The following is a 19,134-nucleotide window of genomic DNA, read 5'->3' as shown; positions in this document are numbered from 1 at the left end:
TACCCTGAGTTCCTGCTTTCGCAGGAACACTGAGTTCTCAACCAATCGGGCGGGCCTTTCGACCCGCCCGATCCGGAACTCAGTGAACCGGCTCGCCCGCGCTCGAATTGCGGTCGACCTTGGCGGTCATGCCGGTGGCGTCGGCATCGTCCTGGGTCTGCTCGTCCGGCGCCAGGTCGGGCGCTGTCGGCGCAGTGTCGGCGGTGGTGGCGTTGGTTGCCGCCGGCGTCTCGACCGGCTGGTCGATCGTGACGTTCGAGAAGCTCTCCGGCTCGCCGATGTTGGCGACGACGGTCTCGTTGGTCGTCTCCTCGGGCTTGTTGCCGCCGCAAGCGGCGAGCGACAGGCCGGCAACGGCGATCAGCAGGATAGTGCGGGTCTTCATTCCTATTTCCCCTTCTTTCAGCGTGCGGAGACCGCCGCCGCGGTGATCGCGGAGCGCTTCTCGATCTTGGCGGCGAGGTCCTTGTCCCAGCCATAGGGATCGCCGCGGAAGTTCATCGTGCCGTTCGCATTGGCGAAGGCGGTCCAGTAGAGCAGATAGACCGAGACCTGGTCCTGCGGCTGCAGGCTCACGCGCAGCGTGTCGCCCTTGGCGAGCGCGGCGTTGATCTGGTCGGGCTGCCAGTTGGGATCGTTGCGCAGCAGCAGTTGGGCTAGCGGGCCGGGCTTCTCCAGCCGGACGCAGCCATGGCTGGCCAGGCGGCTGAAGCTGGCGAAGGTCGATTGCGACGGCGTGTCGTGCAGGTACACGGCATAGTTGTTCGGGAAGTCGAACTTGTAGCGACCGAGCGCGCTGCGCGGGCCGGGCTGCTGCTGCAGGCGGCGGTTCGCGCCGGTGCCGATGATCTTGTAGCCCTGCGCCTTCAGCGCTGCCTCGCCCTTGGGCCACAGCTCCTTCTGGGCGATGCCGGTCGGCACGTTCCAGGGCGGATTGAGCACGATCGAATGGATCTTCGACTGGAGCATCGGCGTCTCGTTGCCGGGACGGCCGGTGACTGCCTTCATCGAGGCGATCGGAGCGTCGCCCTCGAACACGGTGAGCACCGCGGCGGCGATGTTGACCTGGATGCGCTTGGCCGGCAGCTCGCTCGGCAGCCAGCGCCAGCGCTCCATGTTCGCCATGATCTGGCCGACCCGGTCCTGCGCCGGCACGTTGAGCGCGCCGAGCGTGCCCGAGGAGACCACGCCGGTGGGATTGAGGCCGTAGCGGCGCTGGGCGCGGACCACGGCTTCCTTCAGATCGGCATCGAACTTGTCGCCGGTGGCGACGACCTGGGAGTCCTCGACCGCCAGCCGCTTGCGCAACGCCGCGACGCGCGCGCCGCTGGCGCCGACGGCGAGGTCCGCGCCCGCCGGCAGGGTCTGCCAGCCGCCCTTGGCGACGATCTGGCGATAGGTCGCCAGGCCCTTTTGCAGCGTGTCGTAGCCGGCCCAGGGGGGCGGCAGGTCGCGCAGCCAGGCGCCGACGCGGTTCTGCTTCACGGCCTCGGCAAAGGCGGGCAGGGGATCATAGCCGGTGGGGCGCAGGCCCCAGTTCGGATCGAAATCGGCCTCGGCAAGCCGGCCCGAATGGACTGCGCGGGCATAATCGAGCGCGGCGCGGACCAGCGAGTCATTGTCCTTGAAGCTCGGCACCGGATCGCCAACGCGGCGCAGGCCCTGGGCGAAGCCGGCCTCGGTGAGGATCGGTGCGAGCTCGGCCGCCTGGGACGGCGTCAGCACGGGCAGCACGACCGGCGCGTTCGGGACAAACGGCGGCACGGGCACCACCTGGAGCGTGGGCGTGGATTGCGGCGCGGGCGCGACCTGTTGCGCGACGACCGGCGCCGCTATGCCGGCAAGCGCCGCAGCCCATATCACCCGACGGGTCAGGCGGCCCGAAAACACATTGTTCACTCGCAAATCTCCCTCGCGGCCGCCCCGATACGCCGGACGACCTGAATCGCCGCCTGCTATTAAGCCAAAGGGGGCGCATGTGGCGAGCGTCGAATTTAGGCGTTTCATCGACATAACTTGACAGTGGCAACGTTGTCGGACCAGTTTCCCTCAAACGCCCGCCGTGGCAAGGAGCGGGCGACGTCCGCAGGGAGAGGTTTCTTGGCATCAACACGTTCCACACAGACGACGCTGGCGTTCGCCGCCGTCACAACCCTGTTCTTTGCATGGGGTTTCATCACCTCGCTGGTCGATCCGCTGGTCGCCGCGGTGAAGGGCATCTTCACGCTTGAGGACTGGCAGGCGCAAGCCATCGCATCGGCCTATTTCGCGGCCTATTTCTTCGTGTCCTTCCCGGCGGCGCTGATCATCTCGCGCTTCAAGGCCGTGCCTTCGATTCTGGGCGCGCTGATCACGATGATCGCGGGCTGCCTGATCATGCTCGCTGCCGCCAATGCCGCCAATTACTGGCTCGTGCTGCTCGGCCTGTTCGTGCTGGCGAGTGGCATCACCATCCTGCAGGTCGCGGCGAATCCGCTCGCCGCAGCGCTTGGTACGCCGAGCGGCAGCCATTTCCGTCTGGTGCTCAGCCAGACCTTCAACTCGTTCGGCACCTTCCTCGGCCCGCTGCTCGGCGCACACCTGTTCCTCAAGGGCGTCGAGGTGAAGCCGGGGACGACGATCACGCCGGAAGTCCGTGCCGAGGCGCTAGCCGGCATCGACTCAGCCTATTTCTGGCTCTGCGGCCTGATCGCTGCGCTCGCCGTGTTCTTCTTCCTCAGCCGCCGCGTCGTCACCGAAGCGGCACCGCCGCCGGCCTCGACCGCTGGCTTGTTCTCGTCCTTCTCGTCCAAATGGGCGCTGTTCGGTGGCCTCGCCATTTTCCTTTATGTCGGCGCCGAAGTGTCGATCGGCACGCAGATGGCGCTGTTCCTCAACTCGAACGCGATCTGGGGCCAGTCCGATGCCGCCTTCAGCGTGCCGCTGCTCGGCTATGCGATGGGCAGTGACGGCGTGCACGGCGTCTCGCTTCAGGAAGCGGGCAAGGCAGTCGCCTTTTACTGGCTCGGTGCGATGGTTGGCCGCGCGATCGGCTCGGTGCTGCTCGCCCGAGTGAAGGCGCACAAGCTGCTCACCCTGTTCACCGCGATCGCCGCCGCCATGTGCGTCTATGTCTTCGTCGTGGGCGGCGTCACCGCCGGCTTCGTCGCGCTGGCGATCGGCCTGTTCAACTCGATCATGTTCCCGGTGATCTTCACGCTCACCCTGGAGCGCTCGACTGCTAGCGAGGAATCGACCTCGGGCCTGCTGTGCACTGCCATCGTCGGCGGCGCGCTCATGCCCCCGCTGGTCGGTTTCGTCTCGGGCTCGCACGGCTATGGCTTTGCGCTGATCGTGCCGGCGCTCTGCTACGTCGTCCTTTGCTTCTTCGCGATTGCTGCCGGCCGTGCGCCGACGGTGCGCGCCGAGGGCGGGGTTTCTTCGGCTCACTGATCGAAGAAGAAGTCGTTCGCTTGCCGCCGGATCCCCGGGTCTCCCCCTCCGGCGGCAAGGAACGAACTGGTGCGCGAACGCTGTCGAACGCGATCCCGACCTCCGCGCACAATGCCGGGCCGATCCTCTAAACGGCCCGTTCCGCGATAACTTGCGGGCTTTTCTTGCAGTGCTCTCGGGCGCTACTGTTGCCGGTATCCGTTCGATGCCGGAGATGCCTGAGATGCCGATCGTCCGCCGTGGGTTCCTTGCCGGAGCCCTGCTGCTTCCCGCCGCCAGCGCCGTCCAGGCGCAGGAGAGCTGGGAGGACAAGCACCAGCGCCAGCTCAAGGAAGACTGGCCCTGGCTCGGCCGCTATGCCGCGGACAATGCCAAGCTGATCGCCTCCGGCCGGAAGGTCGACATCGTCTTCATGGGCGATTCGATCACCGAGGGCTGGCAGAGCAAGCACCCTGGTTTCTTCACCCCCGGCCGGGTGTGCCGCGGGATCGGCGGCCAGACCACGCCGCAGATGGTGTTGCGGATGATCGCCGACGTGATCGCGCTCAAGCCGCGGCTGATTCACATCATGGCCGGCACCAACGATATCGCGGGCAATACCGGCAAGATCACGCTCGCGCAGAGCTATGACAATCTGCGGATGATGACCGAGCTGGCCCAGGCCAACGGCATCAAGGTGCTGCTCGGCTCGGTGCCGCCGGCGGACCATTTCCCCTGGCGTCCGGGCCTGGAGACGGTGCAGCCGATCCGGGCGATCAATGCGTGGCTGAAGGACTATGCCCGCCGCGCCCGCGCGACCTATGTCGACTATACCGGCGTGCTGGCGACCGAGGCAGGCGCGATGAAGCCCGGCCTGGCCTCGGATGGGGTGCATCCCACCGAACAGGGCTATGCCGCGATGGAGAGCGTCCTCGCGCCGGTGCTGAAGGCAAACAAGGCGTGAGGGCAATCTTTGGCAATTCCCCTCCCTGTAAGGGAGGGGTCAGGGGTGGGTCGTGTCCGGGCGATACTGCTTCCACGCGCTCGATTGCGCCGTATCGCGGTTATCCACCCACCCCCAACCCCTCCCTTGCAGGGAGGGGAGCTCTGGTCGCGCTTGCGGCTCTGTTCTCGATCACCCACGCTTCCGCGCAACAGCTTCTCACCGCAGCCTCGCCCGACGGCAGTAACCGCATCGCGATCCAGCTGAACGGCTCAGGCACGCCGACCTATGCCGTCTCGCGCGGCGGTAACCTGGTGATCGCGCCGTCGCCGATCCTGCTCGATCTCGACACCGATACGCTCGGCTACAATCTCGCGATCACCGGATCCGAGAACGTCAGCGCCGATACGCGCTACCCGATCGTCGCGGGCACCGCCGCGGAAGGGCGCGATCATTACAACCAGCTCACCGTCCATTTCCAGGAAAGGGGCGGGGCGAAGCGCAAGCTCGACATCGTCCTGCGCGCCTATGACGACGGGGTGGCGTTCCGCACAGTCGTGCCCGTCCAGCCGCAAACCGCTGCCGCCATCATCCGCTACGAGCGCACCGGCTTCTATTTCCCGCCGACCTACAAATGCTGGGGCTTCAACGTCGGCAAGTTCGGCTCGAGCCATGAGGGCGAGTTCGATCCGGTCGATGTGCTGCACCTGCGTGACCACAATCTCTTCGATCTCCCCTTCGCCTGCGAGACCGGCAAGGCCGCCTTCGCCATCACCGAGGCGGACCTGCTCGACTTTGCCGGCATGTACCTCACCGGTCGCGGCGATGGCGGGCCGGGGCTGCAGCTCAAGCTCTCGCCCTCGCTCGACGACTACCGGATCGCGGTGCACACGCGCATCGGCAGCCCGATCGTCACGCCGTGGCGCGTGGTGATGCTTGCCGACCAGCTCGGCAAGTTGAACGAATCCACCCTGGTCACCAGCCTCTCCAGCCCGAGCCGGATCGAGGATACCAGCTGGATCAAGCCGGGCCTGACCAGCTGGGACTGGTGGAGCGGTCCCTCGATCGCCGCGCTGCCCGGCCAGCGCAGCACCACCGCGGTCGCCAAGGCGCTGATCGATTTCGCCGCGGCCAACGGCCTGCCTTATTCGATGATCGACGAGGGCTGGTATGCCGGCGCCGGCGGGGGCGGGGTGCGCCGCCCCGGCGTCGACATCACCAAATGGGCCGACACGCTCAACCTGCAGGAAGTCGCCGAATACGCCCGGTCGAAGAAGGTGCGGCTCTGGGTGTGGATGCACTGGCAGGCGCTCGACGACCAGCTCGAGGATGCGCTGACGCTTTATGAGAAGCTCGGCATCGCGGGCATCAAGATCGACTTCATGGACCGCGACGACCAGTGGATGGTCAACTGGTACACGCGCACGCTCGGCGCTGCCGCGCGCCATCACCTGATGGTCGATTTCCACGGTGCCTTCCCGCCGCGCGGGCTTGCACGCACCTGGCCGAACTTCATGACCCAGGAAGGCGTGATGGGCGCCGAGTACAACAAGTGGAGTAAGCGGGCGACCTCGCGCCACAATGTGATGCTCGCCTTTACCCGCGGGCTGATCGGCCCGATGGATTATACCCCCGGCGGCTTCCGCAACGTGACGCCGGCGGAGTTCCGCATCCGCGGCGATCTTCCCTTCGTCCAGACCAGTCGCGCGCATGGGCTGGCGATGTACGTCGTCTTCCTCTCGCCGATCGGCGCGGTGTCCGACAGCCCGGATACCTATGCCGCGAGCCCTGCCGGGTTCGACTTCATCAAGGCAGTGCCGGCGAGCTGGGACGAGACGCGCTATCTCGCCGGAGAGACCGGGGAGTATATCGTCCTTGCCCGCCGCAAGGGCAGCCGCTGGTATCTCGGCGCGATGAACAGCGAGACTGCGCGCAAAGTGACCGTGCCGCTCGATTTCCTCGGCAAGCGCGGCGCGGCGATGCGGCTGTGGACCGATGGCGCCAGGCCCGACACGCCCGTCGTCAACGAGAAGCGGGTGGCCGATGGCGAGACGCTGACCCTCGATCTCGCCGCCGATGGCGGGGCCGCCGCGATATTCGATAAATAGGGGTTTTAAAACTCATACAATTGATGTTAGCCTCTTCCGAAAGAGGAGAGGGTGATGCGGATCACGCAAAGGGACGTCGGCATTGCCGCGGTCGCGATCTTGTGCGGCTGGGGCGCCAATGCGCTGGCCCAGCAGCACGATGTGCTCGGCCCGGCGGTGTGGGACTGGAACAAGCTGGCGGTGAAGAAGACCGATGTCGGCGAGATCCGCGACCTGGTCCGCCAGCCCACGGCGACGCTGTCCGAGCTGGAGATGCACGTCACCACGCTCAATCCGGGCCTCGCCTCGCACCCCCCGCATACCCATCCGAACGAGGAACTGGTGATCATCGATCGCGGCACGGTCGAGACGCTGTCGGGCGGCAAATGGGAGCGGCTCGGGCCGGGCTCGGTGATCTTCAACGCTTCCAATTCACCGCACGCGCTGCGCAATGTAGGCGACACGCCGGCGACCTATCACGTGATCAACTGGAAGACCGGCGCGACGCCGGCCAAGTGACAGGAGAGCACGAGATGGACCGCCGATCGATCCTCGGCATTGCCGGCATTGCCGCGATGCTGCCCCCCGAAGTCCTCGCCCAGTCAAAGAGCTCGGGTAATGCGCCGTCCGAGAATGCCGCGCCGATCGGGCCGGAGCCGGGCGTGACCCACAAGGCCGATTTCGGCGTGATCGGGCTCGATCACGCGCATATCTATTCGATGACCGACGCGATGATCCGCGGCGGCGGCGTGCTGAAGAGCTTCTACGCAGCCGATCCCAAACAGGTCGACACCTTCCGCAAGCGCTATGGCAATGCCGTGAAGCTCGCGCGGAGCGAGGACGAGATCCTCGGCGACAAGTCGATCAAGCTGATCGTCGGCGCCCCGATCCCCGATCTGCGCGCGCCGCTCGGCGTCCGGGCGATGCGTGCCGGCAAGGACTATCTCGGCGACAAACCGGCGATCACTTCGCTCGAGCAGCTCGCCGAGGTCCGCAAGGCGGTCGCCGAGACGAAGCGCAAGTTCGCGATCATGTATTCCGAGCGGCTCGAGGTGCGCGCCGCGGTCCATGCCGGCGAGCTGGTGCAGCAAGGCCGGATCGGCAAGGTGATCCAGACCGTCAATCTCGCGCCCCACCGCGTCGGCTCGGGCCGTCCGGACTGGTTCTGGGACAAGGCCCGCTATGGCGGCATTCTCACCGATATCGGCAGCCACCAGGCCGACCAGTTCCTGTTCTACACCGGTTCGAAGACCGCGCATGTCGTCGCCGCGCAGACCGGCAATCTGAAATGGCCGGACAAGCCGGACTTCGAGGATTTCGGCGACATGATGCTGACCGGCGACGGCGGCACCGGCTATGTCCGCGTCGACTGGTTCACCCCCGACGGGCTGCCGACCTGGGGCGACGGCCGGCTCTTCATCCTCGGTACCGAGGGCTATATCGAGCTGCGCAAATACGTCGATATCGCCGGGCGCCCGGGCGGCAACCACCTGCTGATCTGCGACAAGCAGGGCGTGCGCTATATCGACTGCTCGAAGGTGCATCTGCCCTTCGGCCCGCAATTCATCGCCGATGTCGTCGAGCGCTCCAGCGTGGCGCAGGACCAGGAACAGGCACTGCTCGCCGCCGAGCTGGTGCTCACCGCACAGAAGAACGCGACGAGGCCGGTCACGGCCTGAACCACAGTACAGAGGAGGAGAGGGGCATGCGGCTTTCCAGACGCCAGACTTTGGGTGCCATCGCGGCGCCGATGATCGTGCCGTCCAGCGTGTTCGGCCAGAACGCTCCCTCCAACCGCGTGGCGATCGGCGCGATCGGGGTAGGGCGGATCAGCCGCGTCCATGACATGAAGGAAATCCACAAGCATGCCGACGCCCAGATCGTTGCGGTGTGCGACGTCGATACCAAGCGGCTCGGCGCCGGCATGCAGCTGGTCGACGACCGCTATGCCGCCAGCACCGGCAAACCCTATTCGGGCACGCGCGGCTATACCGATTATCGCGAGCTGCTCGCGGCGAAGGATATCGACGCGGTGCTGGTCTCCACGCCCGATCACCAGCACGCCCCGCTCGCCGTGCATGCGGTGCAGGCGGGCAAGCACGTCTATCTGCAGAAGCCCGCCTCGCTGACCATCGCCGAAGGGCGGCGCATGGCGGACGAAGTCGCGAAGTCGGGCAGGATTCTCCAGATCGGTTCGCAGCAGCGCGGGCAGGACCCCTGGCCGCAGTTCCACCGCGCGTGCGAGCTGGTCCGCAACGGCCGGATCGGCAAGCTCAAGCATGTCGAGATCGGCCTGCCCGGCGATCCCTCGGGGCCCGAGGCGCCGCAGATGCCGATCCCGCCGAACCTCAATTATGACGCCTGGCTCGGCACGACGCCGGAGGCCTATTATACCGAGATCCGCGTCCACCCGCAGAACAGCTTCGAGGACCGCCCCGGCTGGCTCCGCATGGAGCAGTTCGGTGCCGGCATGATCACCGGCTGGGGCGCGCATCATGTCGACATCGCCCATTGGGGCATGGACATGGAGCATAGCGGCCCGGTCGAGATCTGGGGCAGCGCGGAGTTCCCCAAGTCCGGCCTGTGGGACGTGCACGGCCCGTTCGAGACCCATGCGCGCTATGCCAATGGCGTGACGATGACGATCTCGGGCGCGCTGCCCAATGGCGTGAAGTTCATCGGTGACAAGGGCTGGGTGTTCGTCCAGCGCACCGGCGCGGTCTCCTCGTCCGACCCCTCCAAGCCCGCCGAGGTGCCGCTCACCGCCAGCGATCCGAAGATCCTCGCCAGCGTGATCGGCCCGAACGAAATCCAGCTCTACAAGGCGCCCGAGCAGCACCGGAACTGGCTCGACGCGATCCTGAAAGGCGTGCCGGTCAGCGCACCGGCCGAGATCGGCCACCGCGCCTGCTCGACCTGCCTGCTCCATCACATCGCAATGAAGACCGGCCGCCGCCTCAAATGGGATCCCACGGCCGAGAAGTTCATCGGCGACGATGCCGCCAATGCGATGCTCAGCCGGCCGCAGCGGGCGAAATACGCGATCTGAGAGCCCCCTCCCGTGATCCCGGCGATCCGTCGCCGGGATCACGCTTTTTCAGAGCGCCTGCAGCGCCTCGATCAGCCGATCCACTTCCTCGGCATTATTGTAATGGCACAGCCCCACCCGCAGCAGCCCGCCTGCCGCATCGAGCCCGAGCCGTGCGGTAACCTCCACCGCGTAGAAGCTGCCCGACCAGGCGAAAACGCCGTTCTCCGCGAGATGCTCCGCGATATTGTCCGGATGATGCCCCTCTATCGTGAACGAGAAGGTCGGCACCCGGCCTTCCATCGTCGGCGGCCCCCAGAGCTTCAGGCCGGGGATGCTGGCCAATCCCGCCAGCAACCGCGCGCCGAGATGCTCCTCGTAGCGGACACAGCCCTGCATCGCCGCGACCAGCCGGCCGCGCCTGCCATCGGCCTGCGGATCGAGCTGCCCACCCAGCCATTCGAGATACTCGATCGTGCCGAGCGCCGCCGCCTGGCCCTCGAACGACGGCGTTCCCGTCTCGAAGCGATGCGCGCCATGATTGCCTGCCGGGCGCACGCGATAGGCCTCGACCCGCTCGACTGTCTCGGCGCGGGCCCAGAGCACCCCTTGGTGCGGGCCGAAGAACTTGTAGGGCGAGCAGGCGAGGAAGTCCGCGCCCAGCGCCTCGACGTCGGTGACGATGTGCGGCACCGATTGCACGGCATCGACGAACACCAGCGCGTCGGAATGCGCGCGGACGATCTTCACCGCCTCGGCTACCGGGTTGATCGTGCCGAGCGCATTGCTCGCCATGCCCAGCGCCACCAGCCGGGTCTGCGGCTGGAGCAGCGCTTTCAGCTCCTCGAGCTTCCAGCGGCCGGTCTCAGGATCGAAATCGAGCCAGCGCACTGTCATCCCCCTGTCGCGCGCCGCCTGGAGCCAGGGCGAGACATTGGCGTCATGCTCGAGCCTGGTGCAGATCAGTTCGTCGCCCTCGGCCCATTCCCGCGCCAGCGCGCGGGACAGAGCGAAGGTGAGCGAGGTCATGTTCGGTCCGAAGGCGATTTCGTCCGGCCTGCCACCGAGCAGCTCGGCCATCGCGGCATGTGCCTGGTCGCTGAGCGCATCGGTCTCGATCGACGTGACGAACGCGCCACCCGAATTGGCCGTGCCGTCGCGCAGGTGCAGCACCATGCGCGCGATCGCGCTCTCGCAGATCTGGGTACCGCCGGGCGTGTCGAAATAGACGCGGCCGGAGCGGAGTGCCGGGAATTGCGCGCGCACGGCTTCGATTGGAAAGTTCATTGCGCTGGCATAGAGCGAGCGCGGCAACCGCAAAAGAGGAGGACGTCATGATCCGCACCGGAGTGATCGGCTATGGACTGGGCGGTCTCGCCTTTCACGCGCCCTTGGTCAACGCGGTCCCCGAACTCGAGCTGGCCGCCATTGCCACCTCGCGCGCCGCTGACGTCCATGCGCGCTACCCCGATGTCGCGGTCGTCACGCCCGACGCATTGCTCGCCGATCCCTCGATCGAGCTGGTCGTGGTCACCACGCCCAACGACACGCACGTGCCCCTTGCGCGCCGCGCGCTGGAGGCGGGCAAGCATGTGGTGATCGACAAGCCCTTCGCCACCAATGTGCCCGACGGCGAAAGCCTGGTAGCGCTGGCGAAGGAGAAGGGCAGGCTGGTCAGCGCCTTTCACAATCGCCGCTGGGACGGCGATTTCCTCACCGTGCGCAAGCTGGTGGAGGCAGGAACGCTGGGCGAGATCATGCTCGCCGAGCTGCGCTGGGACCGGTTCCGCCCAGCGCTTGCCCAGGCCTGGAAGGAAGACCCCGAGGCCGGCGCCGGGATCCTCGCCGATCTCGGCCCACACCTGATCGATCAGGCGCTGCAGCTGTTCGGCACGCCCGAGGCGCTCCATGCCGACATCGCCGTCCAGCGCGACGGCGGGCGCACCGACGACTATTTCGAGATCACGCTCTTCCATGGCCAGCGCCGCGTCACGCTCTCCGCCGGCCGGCTGTTCGTCACCCCGCGCCCGCGCTTCTGGCTGCACGGTACCAAGGCGGACTTCGCCAAGCACGGCCTCGACCCGCAGGAGCCGCGCGTGAAGGACGGCGCGCGCTACACCGATCCCGGCGTCGGCGACGAGGAGCCGCAGTTCCACGGCACGCTCACCCATGCGGATGGCAGCAGCGAGATCGTGCCGACCGAGACCGGCGACTATCGCGGCTTCTATGCGGGCATCGCGAAGGCGATCGTGGAGGGCGGCCCCGCGCCGGTGACGGGCGAGGACGCGGTGTTCGGTCTGCGCATAGCGGAGCTGGCGCGGGAGAGCGCGCGGGAAGGGCGGCGGCTCAGCCTCTGGCTTGAACCGTCATCCCGAGCCCAATCCGTCATTCCGGCGAAAGCCGGGATCTCAGGCGAAGGCGCGGGGAAGGAGCCGCACGAGATCCCGGCTTTCGCCGGGATGACGAGTTGTGGCGGATGACGGTTTGGGACCGGGATGACGATTTATTTCGGATGCCGGCTGCAGGTTACGGCCGCCACCCCACCGCGATCGTCCGCGCCTCCACCGCAACCGGCACCGTCGCGACGATATCCGTCGCCGAGGTCCCCAGCAGCACCTGCACCGTACCGCCGGCGACCTTCCACGAATTGCTCGCCCCGTCGAACGTCGCGAGCAGGCGCGGATCGACCTTCAGCGTCACCGTCTTCGCCTCGCCCGGCGCCAGCTCGACCTTGGCGAAGCCGCCCAGCCGCTTCGGGGCTTCCCAGCCCGCACCGGCGACATAGAGCTGGGGCACGTCCTTGCCCTGCAGTTTGCCGGTGTTGCGGATCGTGAAGCTCGCCGTGACCGTGCCGTCCGCCGCCTGCGCCTTCAGGTCCGAATAGGCGAAGCTGGTGTAGCTGAGGCCGTGCCCGAACGGAAAGGCCGGGGTCAGCTTGCGCGCGTCATACCATTTGTACCCGACCGTCGCGCCCTCGCTGTAGGTCGTGTCGCCCTTGTTTGGGGTCGAGGGCTTGGCGAGTTGCTCGAGGCTGGCCGGGAAGGTCGCGGGCAAGTGGCCCGAGGGGTTCACCCTGCCGAACAGCAGGTTGGCGATCGCGCTGCCGCCCTGGGTGCCCGGATACCAGGCGGCGAGGATGCCGGCGACCTGGCCGCGCCACGGCGTCAGCACCGGCCCGCCGGTCTCGAGCACCACCACGGTCTTCGGATTGGCCTTGGCCACCGCTGCGATCAGCTTGTCCTGGTCGTCATCGAGGTTCAGCGCCACGTCGAACGCCTCGCCGGCCCATTGCGTGCCGAACACGATCGCCACGTCCGCGTCCTTCGCCGCCTTGGCCGCGCTGCCCGCATTGCCGCCATCGACGAACACTACTTCCGCGTTCGGCGCCTGCGCCTTGATCGCGGCGAGCGGCGCATCGGGATAGTACATCACCGGCCCCGGCCAGGTCGTCGGCTTGAGCCCGGGCACCGCATTGCCCGCCACCGGATAGACCAGCGACGAGCCGCTGCCCGCCAGCACGCCCTTGTCGGCGCGCCCGCCGATCACGACGATCTTCTTCACGTCGGGCGAGAGCGGCAGGATCGCGCCCCTGTTCTGCAGCAGCACCGCGCCGCCCTCGGCATCCTTGCGCGTCACTTCGGCGCTGGCCGCCAGCAGTTCGGGTGAAAGGTCCATCGGCGCCTCGGTCACCGGCTGGTCGAACAGGCCGTTGTCGAACATCGCATGCAGGATCGCGCCCGCCATCGCATCGAGCCGTTCCTTCGAAACCGCGCCCTTCGCTACTGCATCCTTCAGCGGCGCACCGAAATAGGGTTCCTTGTCGAACGGGAAGCCCGAATCCTGATCGAGCCCGGCATTGGCCGCCGGCGCGGTCGAATGGGTCGCGCCCCAGTCCGACATCACATAGCCCTTGTAGCCCCAGTCGCGGCGCAGCACGTCACCCAGCAGCCAGCCATTCTCGCAGGCATGGGTGCCGTTGACGCGGTTGTACGAACACATCACCGAGCCCGGATCGCCCCGCTCGATCGCGAACTGGAAGGCGAGCAGGTCGCTCATCCGCGCCGCCACCGGATCGATGATCGAGTTGCCTGTGTCGCGGTCGGTCTCCTGATCGTTGATCGCGTAATGCTTCACGGTCGAGATGATGTGGTTCGACTGGATGCCGGCGATCTGCGCGCCCACCATCGTGCCGGCGAGCAGCGGATCCTCGCCGCCATATTCGAAGTTCCGCCCGTTGCGCGGCTCGCGCATCAGGTTGACGCCGCCGGCGAGCATGACGTTGAAGCCCGATGCGCGCGCCTCGTTGCCGATCATCGCGCCGCCGGCATGGGCGAGGTCGACGTCCCAGCTCGCCGTGGTGGCGAGGCCGGAGGGCAGGGCGGTCCGCCCACGTTTCCTGGGCGCGCCACCCTGGGTGGCGACGCCGACGCCCGCATCGGTCTGCCACTGGGCCGGGATGCCCAGCCGCGGGATGCCGGGGATATAGCCAGCCGAGCCCGGCCGCGCCTCGGCGGGCGCCTTGTAGCCATTCTTGGGTGCGAAATCGGTGCCGAAATAGCCGAAGACCAGGACGAGCTTCTCGTCCTCGGTCATCTGGGCGAGGATGGCCTTCACGCGCGCATCGGCGGAGAGCTTGGCGTCCATCCAGGGGCGGGGCTGTTCCTGCGCGATGGCCGGCGCAGCGGCGGCGAGCGCGATGCCCAATGCGATCATCGAACCCGCAAGGGCGTGGCGGCGCAGCTTCATGATTTCCTCTCCCGCGATTTTTGTCAGCGTTGTCGGGATGGGTATACAGGTCAAGCCTTGGTAACGCTATCACCGAGATGGTCGTAGAACATCGACTACACCGTCATTCCCGCGTAGGCGGGGATGACGACAAGAGCAACGAGCTCAGGGCAAATTCGCCTTCAGTTCCTCGATCCACGGTCGCGCCACACCGTCCGAGGGCGCGCGCCAGTCGCCGCGCGGGCTTACCGCGCCGCCGGCCGAGACCTTCGGCCCATTGGGCAGCGCCGAGCGCTTGAACTGGCTGGTCTGGAAGAAGCGGAACAGGAATTCCTCCAGCCATTTCGCGATGGTCGCCAGGTCGTACTGGTGGCGCGCATCCTCGGGGAAGCCGATCGGCCATTGCCCCGCCTGCGCCTCCTTCCAGGCATGCCACGCCAGAAAGGCGATCTTCGAGGGCCTGAGGCCATGCCGGATCGTATAGTGGAGGAAGAAGTCGTGCAGCTCGTACGGCCCGATCCGGTCCTGCGTGCTCTGCATCTTGCCGTCGGCATCGGCGGGCACCAGCTCGGGCGAGATCTCGGTGTCGAGGATGCTGGTCAGCACCTCGGCCGCCTCGCCGGTGAACTGGCCGGTCTGCACGGTCCAGCGGATCAGATACTGGATCAGCGTCTTGGGCACGCCGGCATTGATGCCGTAATGGCTCATATGGTCGCCGACGCCGTAGGTGCACCAGCCGAGCGCCAACTCGCTGAGGTCGCCGGTGCCGAGCACGAAGCCCTGGCGCTGGTTAGCGAGGCGGAACAGGTAATCGGTGCGCAGGCCCGCCTGGACGTTCTCGAAAGTCACGTCATAGACCGGCTCGCCCCTGGCGAAGGGGTGGTCGATCCCCTCGAGCATCGTCCGTGCGGCAGGGCGGATGTCGATCTCGGCGCCGGTCACCCCCAGCGCGTCCATCAGCGCCCAGGCGTTCGACTTGGTGCCCTCGCTGGTCGCGAAGCCGGGCATGGTGAAGCCCAGGATGTCGGTGCGCGGGCGACCGAGCCGGTCCATCGCCCTGGCGGCGACGATCAGCGCATGGGTGGAGTCCAGTCCGCCCGAGACGCCGATGACGATATGCTTGGCGCCGGTGGACTCGAGCCGCTTGCGCAGCCCTTCCACCTGGATGTTGAACGCCTCGTAGCAATCCTCCTCCAGCTTGGACGGGGTGTTGGGCACGAAGGGGAAGCGGCGCAGCTTCCGGAGCAGGCCCTTGTCGGCATAGTCGGGGCGATGCTGGAAGGTCACCCGGCGGAAGCGCATCTCGGGGTCACCATTGGCGGCGGCGCAGTCGTTGAACGTGCCCATCCGCATCCGCTCGAGCCGCAGCCGCTCGAGATCGATATCGGCGCACACCACCTCGGTGGTTAGTTCGAATCGCTCGGTAGTGGCGAGGCATTCGCCCAGCTCGTGGATCATGCCCTGGCCGTCCCAGGCGAGATCGGTGGTGCTCTCGCCTGGCCCCGAGGCGGAATAGACATAGGCGGCCACCGCGCGCGCCGATTGCGCCGCGCAGAGCATCGCCCGCTCGCGCGCCTTGCCCACCACGATGTTCGAGGCGGAGAGGTTGCACAGCACCATCGCGCCGGCCAGCGCGCCTTCGGTCGAAGGGGGCAGGGGTGCCCAATAGTCCTCGCAGATCTCGGCGTGGAAGACGAAGTCGGGCAGTTCCTCGGCGGCGAAGATCAGGTCGGTGCCGAAGGGCACGGTCTGCCCCGCCACTTCGATCTCCAGCCCGGCCAGCCCGGCGCCCAGCGCGAACCAGCGCTTCTCATAATATTCGCGGTAATTGGGCAGATAGCTCTTGGGTACCACGCCCAGGATGCGCCCACGCGAGATCGCCACCGCGGTATTGTACAGCCGGCCGCTGCGCCGCAGCGCTGCACCGACCAGCAGGACGGGCTTTAGCTCGGCGCTGGCCGCGACGATCGCCGCGATACCCGCCTCGGTCGCCTCGCAGATCGTGTCCTGCAGGTGCAGGTCGTCGATCGCATAGGAAGTGACGCAGAGCTCGGGATAGACGAGCAGGTCGGCGCCCATCGCGTCGCCCTGCCGGGCCAGCGCGATCGCCGCCTCGGCATTGCGAACCGGGTCTCCCACGGTCATCGCCGGGGTGCAGACGCCCGCGCGGATCATTCCCTGGCGGTGGATCGAATAAAAGGGGTGGGATTGGGCCATCGTCTCCGTCTTGCAGCGACATGTTTCGATCTGTTGCATCCCCTAGTCGCTCGGCTCGCCTTGTGCCAACCCCGCACAGGCTTTACCCGCACGCCATGCTCCACTGGATCCGCCGCCAGTTCGACGCGCATCCGGTGCGCACCGTCATGGCCGTTTTCGTCGCGTACACGATCTTCAAGATCAACCTGAAGTTCTTCGCGCCGGCGGGGCCGTGGTGGCGCGGGTGGCACGATCAGGGCCAGTATCTGAAATCGGCCAAGGCATTCCTGCATTTCGACCTGAGCCCCGACCAGCATTGGTATCCGCTGCTCTATCCGCTCGCCGGCACCCCTTTCGCCTGGGCGCCGACCCCTTTCGTGCCGATCAACCTGCTCTGCTATGCAGGCGCCTTCTTGGGCTTCTACCGCGTCTGCGCGCGCTTCGGGGTTGGGAGCCTGGCCGCCGGCCTGCTCTTCCTCGCCGCGACGATCGGCGACCTGCGCATCTCCAAATTCTGGCTCGAACCCTGGACGACGACGATGTCGGCCGCCTTCATTTGGCTGGCCTTTGCCGAGGCCGCCGACATGATGTTCGGCCAGCGCCGCCGGCCCTGGCTGCTCGGCGCGCTGCTGATGGCGATCGCGCTGGTCCGCCCGGCGGACGTGGTGGTGAGCGCGGTGATCGGCGGGTTCGCGCTCTGGCGCCCGGTGCTGATCGAGAAGCGTTGGAGTGATCTTGCCAAGGGCCTGGGCGGGGCGGGAGCGACGCTGGCGCCCTATGCCTTGCTCTATCTCGCCATCTACGGCCCGCGGCTGACCGACTATACGGTGCTGTCGGGCGACTATGGCTTCGCCTTTGCCGATCTCGGATGGAAGGCGAGCATCCTGCTCGTCGATCCCTCGCCCTGGTTCCCCGGCGAGACCGGGTTGCTGCGCGAGCTGCCCTGGTTGCTCACGGGTGCGGCTGGGCTGATCCTCGGCGTGATGCGGCTGCAGGGGCCGGCGCGCTGGCTGACGCTCTGCATGGCGCTGGTCGCGCTGATCTACACCACGATGATGCTGGCCTATGTCGATCTGGTACCCAGCGGCATGTGGCGCTTCTTCAACGCGCATTATTTCAAGTGGCTGTTCCCGATGGCGGCGCTGTTCACCTGGCTGCTGGTCACCTGGCGCGACCTGCGCGGGCTGGCGGTGGTGGTGGCGCTGGTGCTGCTCGCCAGCTTCCGCATCGTGCCGCGCCCGGCCGAGCCGCAGGAGCCGGCCAAGGCGCTTACCTTCGTCGCGCCTGACATACGCTGGCAGGACATCTATTTCGCCCGCTCGGCGATTGTCGATGCGAAGGGCGCCCAGCGCAGCCCGGCGGATTACCACCAGCTGCCGATCGGCGACCGGGTGACCGCGATCGCCTTCAAGCGCCCGTTCGAGGGCGACGCGCGCTGGTATGGCGTAACGCCGCCCGGCATGGCGACCTGGCCCAAGGCCAGCGGGCAGGAGGACGTGGTGCTGCCGGGCAGCTGGCCGCAAAAGCCGATCGCGCGCTACGCGACGAAGCTGATCTTCGGCTATCCCTGCTGGGCGCCGCCCTTCCCCTGCGGGACCGGGCCGGGGCCGGGGCTGCCGAAGAACTAGGCGGGGTCGTCATCCAACATCGAGAGCGGCGGCGACTCGCCAAAGTACACGAAGTACAGCCCGAGAGCGGGTTTTCGGGGCGCCTATTTTCCCTGATTTCCCGGTACCGCCGCGCATCTCGCAATATCCTTGCGCGCAGCTGATCCTATCTTTCCTACAAAGCAAAGAGCGGCCGGGACCAGGGTCCCGACCGCTCCAGCGAAACATGCGAAATCCTACATCGCAACCGGGACAGGATCGTCCCGGTGGGATGGGCTCAGACCTTGGCGGCGTAGATCATCCGGCCCGGGCCAAGCCGCTCGAACAGCTTGGCCAGCTGGTTCTCGCCCACCGCGAAGCAGCCCTGGCTGCGGCCGAGCTTGCCGTGCCTGGCGATCATGTCCTCGTTCGCATACCAGGCCGAGTGGACCACGATCGCGCGGTCCAGCGCGTTGTTGTTGGTCGGGTCCAGCCCGAGCAGGCGCTGCGAGTCGCCATGCTTGCCGACATAATAGTCGGCGGTGAGGAACGCGCCTTCGCAGGTCGCTTCCGAATTCACTTCGTTCGAGAAGCGCTGGAGCATGCCGCTATGGTTCGGATCCGAGCCGATGCCATGCGCGACGAGGAAGCGCTCGACCTGGCCGGTGCCGAGGTTGACGACATGGAAGCGCTGGTTGTTCGACGAGGTGGCGAAGTCGGCGATCGCGATCCGATCGTGCGACGGGATGCGCATCGAATGGCGGTTGAGCGCCGCCAGCGCCTTCTTGAACAGCTCGGGGCGGATGCCGTTGGGGACGCCGGGCACCTTGGGGGCGGCAGCCAGTTCGGGCGCCTTGGGAATTGCCGGGACGGGGGCGGGGACCGGCATCGGTGCCGGCGCCATCGCGGTGTTGATCGTGCGCGAAGCGCAGGCCGAAACCACCGCGCCACTCGCCATCACCATCGCAGCCTTCAGCAAGGCGCGACGCGTCTGAATCGTATCGAGGCTATCCATCACTATCCAAAGAACCCGCTGCTTTACCCCTTGGGGGAATCTATATCAGACAGATGGTAAGCGCGGCGCTTAACATCCGTCCCAAGTTGCGCGACTCGCCGCAACGCATGCCCGGTTCGCCGAAGGCCCGCCGAAATCCGGAA

At 67.0% G+C, this 19,134-nt stretch carries 14 protein-coding genes; 8 read left to right on the top strand and 6 right to left on the bottom strand.

Annotation, left to right across the window (positions count from 1 at the left end):
• Nucleotides 1-79: 79 nt before the first annotated feature.
• Together J2W22_RS17615 and J2W22_RS17610 are read right to left on the bottom strand one after the other, a co-directional pair.
• Complete coding sequence (locus tag J2W22_RS17615; protein ID WP_307119524.1) at nucleotides 80-385, bottom strand: hypothetical protein; 306 nt, start codon at nucleotides 383-385, stop codon at nucleotides 80-82.
• A gap of 17 nt (nucleotides 386-402) precedes the next feature.
• A complete protein-coding gene (locus J2W22_RS17610) occupies nucleotides 403-1,890 on the bottom strand; it encodes a L,D-transpeptidase family protein (RefSeq protein ID WP_373422998.1) in 1,488 nt (495 codons plus the stop codon).
• Between the two features lie 210 nt (nucleotides 1,891-2,100).
• Here J2W22_RS17610 and J2W22_RS17605 point away from each other — a divergent pair, with 210 nt between their 5' ends.
• The 6 genes from J2W22_RS17605 to J2W22_RS17580 all read left to right on the top strand — a co-directional run bounded on the left by J2W22_RS17605 (nucleotide 2,101) and on the right by J2W22_RS17580 (nucleotide 9,490).
• Nucleotides 2,101-3,432, top strand: a complete 1,332-nt coding sequence (locus J2W22_RS17605; RefSeq protein ID WP_307119522.1) for an MFS transporter — start codon at nucleotides 2,101-2,103, stop codon at nucleotides 3,430-3,432.
• 214 nt (nucleotides 3,433-3,646) lie between these two features.
• Nucleotides 3,647-4,375 (top strand): GDSL-type esterase/lipase family protein, encoded by a 729-nt coding sequence (locus tag J2W22_RS17600; RefSeq protein ID WP_307119521.1) that lies wholly within the window; start codon nucleotides 3,647-3,649, stop codon nucleotides 4,373-4,375.
• A gap of 83 nt (nucleotides 4,376-4,458) precedes the next feature.
• Nucleotides 4,459-6,462 (top strand): glycoside hydrolase family 97 protein, encoded by a 2,004-nt coding sequence (locus J2W22_RS17595; protein ID WP_373422997.1) that lies wholly within the window; start codon nucleotides 4,459-4,461, stop codon nucleotides 6,460-6,462.
• A 54-nt stretch (nucleotides 6,463-6,516) separates the two neighbouring features.
• Nucleotides 6,517-6,960, top strand: a complete 444-nt coding sequence (locus J2W22_RS17590; RefSeq protein WP_307119519.1) for a cupin domain-containing protein — start codon at nucleotides 6,517-6,519, stop codon at nucleotides 6,958-6,960.
• Nucleotides 6,961-6,974: 14 nt separating this feature from the next.
• Nucleotides 6,975-8,120 carry a Gfo/Idh/MocA family protein gene (locus J2W22_RS17585; RefSeq protein WP_307119518.1) on the top strand — a complete coding sequence of 382 codons (1,146 nt, stop codon included), beginning with the start codon at nucleotides 6,975-6,977 and terminating at the stop codon, nucleotides 8,118-8,120.
• A gap of 26 nt (nucleotides 8,121-8,146) precedes the next feature.
• Nucleotides 8,147-9,490, top strand: a complete 1,344-nt coding sequence (locus J2W22_RS17580; protein WP_307119517.1) for a Gfo/Idh/MocA family protein — start codon at nucleotides 8,147-8,149, stop codon at nucleotides 9,488-9,490.
• A gap of 48 nt (nucleotides 9,491-9,538) precedes the next feature.
• Here the strand turns inward: J2W22_RS17580 and J2W22_RS17575 are convergent, their stop codons facing one another.
• Nucleotides 9,539-10,756, bottom strand: a complete 1,218-nt coding sequence (locus J2W22_RS17575; protein ID WP_307119516.1) for a cysteine desulfurase-like protein — start codon at nucleotides 10,754-10,756, stop codon at nucleotides 9,539-9,541.
• 47 nt (nucleotides 10,757-10,803) lie between these two features.
• On the opposite strand from J2W22_RS17575, the gene J2W22_RS17570 reads away from it, so the two are divergent.
• Nucleotides 10,804-11,949 (top strand): oxidoreductase, encoded by a 1,146-nt coding sequence (locus J2W22_RS17570; protein ID WP_307119515.1) that lies wholly within the window; start codon nucleotides 10,804-10,806, stop codon nucleotides 11,947-11,949.
• Between the two features lie 46 nt (nucleotides 11,950-11,995).
• Here the strand turns inward: J2W22_RS17570 and J2W22_RS17565 are convergent, their stop codons facing one another.
• Together J2W22_RS17565 and J2W22_RS17560 are read right to left on the bottom strand one after the other, a co-directional pair.
• Nucleotides 11,996-14,215, bottom strand: a complete 2,220-nt coding sequence (locus J2W22_RS17565) for a beta-glucosidase family protein (RefSeq protein ID WP_307119514.1) — start codon at nucleotides 14,213-14,215, stop codon at nucleotides 11,996-11,998.
• Nucleotides 14,216-14,359: 144 nt separating this feature from the next.
• On the bottom strand, nucleotides 14,360-16,411 hold the full coding sequence (locus J2W22_RS17560) for an NAD(+) synthase (RefSeq protein WP_307119513.1): 2,052 nt from the start codon (nucleotides 16,409-16,411) through the stop codon (nucleotides 14,360-14,362).
• Nucleotides 16,412-16,506: 95 nt separating this feature from the next.
• Between J2W22_RS17560 and J2W22_RS17555 the strand changes: the two genes are divergently transcribed.
• A complete protein-coding gene (locus tag J2W22_RS17555) occupies nucleotides 16,507-18,018 on the top strand; it encodes a hypothetical protein (RefSeq protein ID WP_307119512.1) in 1,512 nt (503 codons plus the stop codon).
• A 256-nt stretch (nucleotides 18,019-18,274) separates the two neighbouring features.
• On the opposite strand, the gene J2W22_RS17550 is transcribed toward J2W22_RS17555, so the two are convergent.
• Nucleotides 18,275-18,991: a murein L,D-transpeptidase catalytic domain family protein gene (locus tag J2W22_RS17550; RefSeq protein WP_307119511.1), complete on the bottom strand. Its 717-nt coding sequence runs from the start codon at nucleotides 18,989-18,991 to the stop codon at nucleotides 18,275-18,277.
• Nucleotides 18,992-19,134 lie beyond the last annotated feature (143 nt).

Origin of the sequence: Sphingomonas kyeonggiensis (assembly GCF_030812785.1) — a bacterium.
Taxonomy (GTDB): domain Bacteria; phylum Pseudomonadota; class Alphaproteobacteria; order Sphingomonadales; family Sphingomonadaceae; genus Sphingomonas; species Sphingomonas kyeonggiensis_B.
This window is presented reverse-complemented; position numbering and strand designations above follow the sequence as displayed.

What these genes read in the sequence shown, in the direction of transcription:
- J2W22_RS17590 (WP_307119519.1), top strand. Translation starts at nt 6,517, where the DNA reads ATGCGGATCACGCAAAGGGACGTCGGCATTGCCGCGGTCGCGATCTTG.
- J2W22_RS17565 (WP_307119514.1), bottom strand. Translation starts at nt 14,215, where the DNA reads ATGAAGCTGCGCCGCCACGCCCTTGCGGGTTCGATGATCGCATTGGGC.
- J2W22_RS17550 (WP_307119511.1), bottom strand. Translation starts at nt 18,991, where the DNA reads ATGGATAGCCTCGATACGATTCAGACGCGTCGCGCCTTGCTGAAGGCT.
- J2W22_RS17570 (WP_307119515.1), top strand. Translation starts at nt 10,804, where the DNA reads ATGATCCGCACCGGAGTGATCGGCTATGGACTGGGCGGTCTCGCCTTT.
- J2W22_RS17575 (WP_307119516.1), bottom strand. Translation starts at nt 10,756, where the DNA reads ATGAACTTTCCAATCGAAGCCGTGCGCGCGCAATTCCCGGCACTCCGC.
- J2W22_RS17555 (WP_307119512.1), top strand. Translation starts at nt 16,507, where the DNA reads ATGCTCCACTGGATCCGCCGCCAGTTCGACGCGCATCCGGTGCGCACC.
- J2W22_RS17560 (WP_307119513.1), bottom strand. Translation starts at nt 16,411, where the DNA reads ATGGCCCAATCCCACCCCTTTTATTCGATCCACCGCCAGGGAATGATC.
- J2W22_RS17580 (WP_307119517.1), top strand. Translation starts at nt 8,147, where the DNA reads ATGCGGCTTTCCAGACGCCAGACTTTGGGTGCCATCGCGGCGCCGATG.
- J2W22_RS17615 (WP_307119524.1), bottom strand. Translation starts at nt 385, where the DNA reads ATGAAGACCCGCACTATCCTGCTGATCGCCGTTGCCGGCCTGTCGCTC.
- J2W22_RS17585 (WP_307119518.1), top strand. Translation starts at nt 6,975, where the DNA reads ATGGACCGCCGATCGATCCTCGGCATTGCCGGCATTGCCGCGATGCTG.
- J2W22_RS17600 (WP_307119521.1), top strand. Translation starts at nt 3,647, where the DNA reads ATGCCTGAGATGCCGATCGTCCGCCGTGGGTTCCTTGCCGGAGCCCTG.